Source organism: Photobacterium lucens, assembly GCF_009873615.1.
Classification (GTDB): domain Bacteria; phylum Pseudomonadota; class Gammaproteobacteria; order Enterobacterales; family Vibrionaceae; genus Photobacterium; species Photobacterium lucens.
In genome coordinates, this window is sequence record NZ_SSMG01000075.1 from 1 (window position 1) to 4,145 (window position 4,145).

The window sequence follows — 4,145 nt, forward strand, 5'->3', positions numbered from 1 at the left end:
TTTAAATTAAATTGAATTTGGTAATTATAAACAAGATAATATAGAGCGACTTCTAGGTAATATTTCTTCTCCGCTGAAACTGTCGTAAATATGTATATCAGCCTCTGCATTTAGATATTTCGACGGATTTTTGATCTCCCTTAATTTTATGTAATTCTTGTTTGGCGACACCTTTTCTATCGCTTCAACGCGGTAATAGGTATTTGGCTTAGCCAAAATTTCTGCCTCATAGGCTTTAAAGGTGTAGGCATTAATGGCACGACCTGCCGTTTTTAATTCGATTTTTAACTGTGCAGCTGACATCCCTGCATTTACTCCTGCTGATGAAAAGTTCCTTGCGACACTCGGTATGGTTGAGGTCGATAGAAAGGCTTTTTCATGCAAGATGTCACCAATATTGAGTTTTTCGAGTAGATTATTATTGATAGATGATCCTCGATACACAGTCCCTTTGAAATTGGGTAATTTGTTCATTGCATTTCGCAGATGATAGACACGATCTTTGAACATCTCACCGTAACCTGGAAGAAGAAACTCTTCTGGTTCTCCAGCACGCATGTACTCGTTAATAACATCATGCTCTACACGACCATAATTTTTCATGGCTGAGTATTCATCTGAGATAAGCTTTTGCTCTGCTTTAGCATGATTGGCCACTGACCAATCCATAAGATCATTGGCCATTTGTTCTTGTTGAGCAGGTGATAAATCACGTCCTTTAAACTCGGAAAAATCTTCTGCAAATACTGAGCTATGAAAGATAAGTGATATAGCGAATATTAAGATTATGCGATACATAGTTGGCTCCTCGTTTTAATATATTGGATTGTTAGGGCTTAAGTCACAGGGAATGTTGCGCTCATTTTGTTTGATCACTGCAAACCTAATGGTGCTAAATAGCGCCAGTTGTTGTTTTGTGACACTGTCAAACCAGTCAGAGAATGGTGTTAACCAATACAATGAGTCGTCACCTGATATCGCAAGCAATGCTTCTTTGAGCTGTGGGTAATGGATCATGCATTGGCGACCAGCTAAACGAGAGAAGCTTTCGTTAACTTGAACCAGTTTTTTTATTTTTTCATTTAGCTCAGAGCTAGTATTAAAGACATTATCAATGGAAGCATGTAGACGCACATCGTAGCTCATTTCACGATCATGGCCCGCCGGGTAGTAATAAGCCGAGTCAATGTCGTCGATATTTTGATAAATATTTAACGTTAGATAGCGCAGCAAATGGGCTGGGAGTGGTTCAGAAAACAACGCTGTCACGTTAGTATCGCCAGACGCGTAATGCCCAGTAGAGATATTTTGAGCATGGATAATCGCCACATATCGTTGAAAGTCACCGATCTGTGATGCTAACCATTCATCACCATTGCTTTCAGTTACATTCATGGCTTCTGCAATACGTTTTTTCACGATACTTTTTGCTTGCGGTAAAGAGGCTGCAAGATTGTGAATATCTAAGTTAGATGCCTTTAACGCTGAAGCAATTAATGGGGCATATTTATCCAAATCAAAACTGCCCGGGTATAGGTAACTGTAAAAACCGTTGACATGGTTAGCTTGCCATTCGCTATTTAAGGCTTGTGGGATCAGGCTTCCAAGCTTCGCTAATCGTTTGGAATGAACGTTATAGCCAGAGTTTTTATTCTTCTCAAACCAACTTGCAATAAGGTGTAAGGAAGCATTTCGTGAAAGGTTTTCTTTGGCTAAATACTCTGACGACCAAGCAGCACAGGCACTTTCTGTCCCACACTCTGCTGCAAGCGCGGCACTGGAGCCAAATAACCAATGCATCACACGTGCTTTATCAGAAGCTGCAGTACTAGTGATACGTTGTTTGTTGGAAAAGTTAATGATCTGTTGTTCTAGCCACGCTTCTTCATGCTGCGCGTTCCAACCTTCTTTGATCAATGTTTCTAAAGATTGCAGGAAGACTTGCTTAATTTGCTTTTTATTTGGCATTGTCATTTGAGCGATCACCTCATCTTTAGAGGCATCATAATGCTCAATTTCAGCAGGGATCCAAGTATATTCAGTACATCCCATGAAGTGGGGATCACCGCCAAGCATGCCGATACGAGTACATTTTTCGTAGCCTTTTTGTACAACAAAATATTTGCGTCGACGTTCGTCATGAGTGGCTGGCCTGCCAAAAATACTGCGAGACATTTCATCTATTGCTAAATATTCTGCTTGATCTTTAAAGTAACGATGAGCATTGGTAACAGCTCCAGATTCAAATAAACGATCGATAGCGCTTAATCCAGCACTGCGCATTTCGTTTTTCAATTGAGCTCTTAGCTGGTCAATTTGTACGTTTGCAGTGTCTACAATTTTGATTTTTGCGTTGAGTACTTGTCGATATAGCTGATGCAGTGTTTGTCTATTTAGACCGTTAATTTCTCCATTTTTCAGCTCATCTAGCTTGGTAATGGCTAAGTCTAAGTGTGTTTGTTGGCATTGTTGTAGCTGGGCTAATGCACGATTGGCTGCTTTTTTGCTTGGTGCAAAGATTGGTCGTACATTGCTTGGTTCCTGCTCGGGGTATAATGCCAGCAGAGTATTGATCTCATCGCGACAAATTGAACTTAGATCAGAAGCAAAAAGCTTGGCATTCTCGCCTTCTAACGCGAGCTTATTAAAGATGGTCTTCTGAACTTCGCTATCAACAGCGGCAATCAAAGTTTCAGCCAGCTGGCTTTGGGCTTGTACTGCTTCTTGATAATGTTGCTGGTATTTCAACGCAATGTCTGAGGCATAATTTTGTGCTGTCGCTTCAAGCATGTGTTGTTGGCCAGAAGCAAGATCTGCCCAGTGTTGTTTATCTTTTTTATCTTGCTGGGTAACTATATCGTTATGGACTGTAAAGCTATAGTGATCACCTGCAGCAACGCGGTTCCAACGTGCAGTTAAGATTTGACGATCAATTTCACGTGTTGGTAGTTTGAGCACGCCAAACCAGTCAATTAAGCTCATGACACTAGTAAAGCGATCATATGAGGTCTTCGTTTCATCTTCGAAGGACTGTGCTACTTCATGAGCCCATAATCCGACCGCGACTGTATCACCAATGGGGCCTAATGCTTCGAGTACGCCTTTAGCTAAACCTGCGGTTGAACGGCCTAATGTTGTTAATAAACTTGCTGCTTCTTCTGTTTCAAGTAGGGCGGCATTTGTAGGTCCTACTTCAAGTAATGAGGCTGTCGTTGGGAATACACTGTCAGCTTCGGTAAGGGAAGGTCGAATATCAACAGTGTGATCAGGAGCAGACAAGAATAAGTCATCAGGCGTTAGGTTTTCACTAAAGTTGCGATAGTTGGATTTACGTATTTCGTGAAAATTTTCACGTGTTAAGATGTTATATTCCTCGCCAATATTACAGACTTCAAGTGCGTCCACACTGGGGGAAATCATGGCACATGCCAGAGCCCATTTTTTCAACTTCATATTATTTACCTTAATTAAAGTGGTACTATTAACTATTTTTTAAAAGAAATAACCCTCAGCAGCATAGTTGCAACTGAAAATTAAATATCATGAGGTGAATTATCTTTTAAAATAAAGGTAATAAGTGTAATCACTATACAAAACAAAAATAACGTATTGAAATGATGATTATGAATCAATATTTCATTACTTAGTGAGCTTATGTATTTAGTGAAGGTGTTATTTAATGTGATTTTTACTATTTTTAATTATAAGTATTTAGATTCCTTTTTATTGTTTTATTAATTAATTTTTTATCATATAGATGTCTGGAAAATAAGACAATAAGAAATGCGTTATTTTGCCTGTAAAATAAAGTCTACTAGAAAGGAGAGTATTTATAGATTAAATTTCTATAATATTATTGGGTTGTCTTTTATTTTATATATTATATTTAGAATTGATTTCTTTTATGAAATTTGTAGTTGGTGTTATTATTTTAGATATTCCTCTTGGCTAATTAACGTTTGACCAATGTCTTTCTCTTGTTGTTCGCTGGTGGTTATATCAAGATTGTTTTTTTACTAAAAACCATAGTTTTTTGACTTAAAGAAGAAGTTTACTTCACCAAGTCGCTGATCATCCGTTGGGTGAAGAGTAATAATTTTTTATTAATCACTCTATAAATAAAAACTAATTATGCTTAATTAAAT

The 4,145-nt window shown here is 38.2% G+C and carries 2 protein-coding genes; both read right to left on the minus strand.

From position 1 onward, the window contains the following. Nucleotides 1-24: 24 nt before the first annotated feature. Nucleotides 25-798: an ADP-ribosyltransferase gene (locus tag E5A76_RS03950; RefSeq protein ID WP_161118163.1), complete on the minus strand. Its 774-nt coding sequence runs from the start codon at nucleotides 796-798 to the stop codon at nucleotides 25-27. A 15-nt stretch (nucleotides 799-813) separates the two neighbouring features. After that, nucleotides 814-3,453: a hypothetical protein gene (locus E5A76_RS03955; protein ID WP_161118164.1), complete on the minus strand. Its 2,640-nt coding sequence runs from the start codon at nucleotides 3,451-3,453 to the stop codon at nucleotides 814-816. Nucleotides 3,454-4,145 lie beyond the last annotated feature (692 nt).